Origin of the sequence: Capnocytophaga sp. oral taxon 332 str. F0381 (assembly GCF_000318275.2) — a bacterium.
Lineage (GTDB): Bacteria > Bacteroidota > Bacteroidia > Flavobacteriales > Flavobacteriaceae > Capnocytophaga > Capnocytophaga bilenii.
Window position 1 is genome coordinate 3,996 of sequence record NZ_KB291272.1, and the last position, 459, is coordinate 4,454.

At 29.4% G+C, this 459-nt stretch carries 1 protein-coding gene; it reads right to left on the reverse strand.

The features are described from left to right. A partial coding sequence (locus HMPREF9075_RS02855; protein ID WP_009414971.1) for a hypothetical protein occupies nucleotides 1–348 on the reverse strand: 348 nt, incomplete at its 3' end. Nucleotides 349–459: the final 111 nt, after the last annotated feature.

The window sequence follows — 459 nt, forward strand, 5'->3', positions numbered from 1 at the left end:
ATAGATTAAAAGAGAATCTTGTTGGGAAACCCTTTCTATTTTCCACTCGTGTGGTTCCATAACATTCCAACCATCAATAAGCATTGAGTCAGTAAAAATAATTTTAGCCATATCATAATCGTCTTCAAGATATGGGTATATTGAGAGCGTCAATTCTCCATTCTCCTCTTTATCTAAATAATAAAACTTTTTACCTGCAAGAGGGTTGTTTAATACAATATCATCAGACGCTATATTTACTATAGAATCTTTAGCTTGTTCTATTTTATCATTGCTATTAGTGTTTTTGCAAGAGTACATTACCACTAAAAGCAAACTAATAAGCAATAAAGTCTTTTGAATTCTCATATCTATTTCTTCTTATTTGTGTTACTGTATATTTTTTAGAATTATGTGTTTTAAAAGCAACAAGAGATCCATTTTCTTGTTTTTAGTGTAAACCTATTTCAGGATATGACA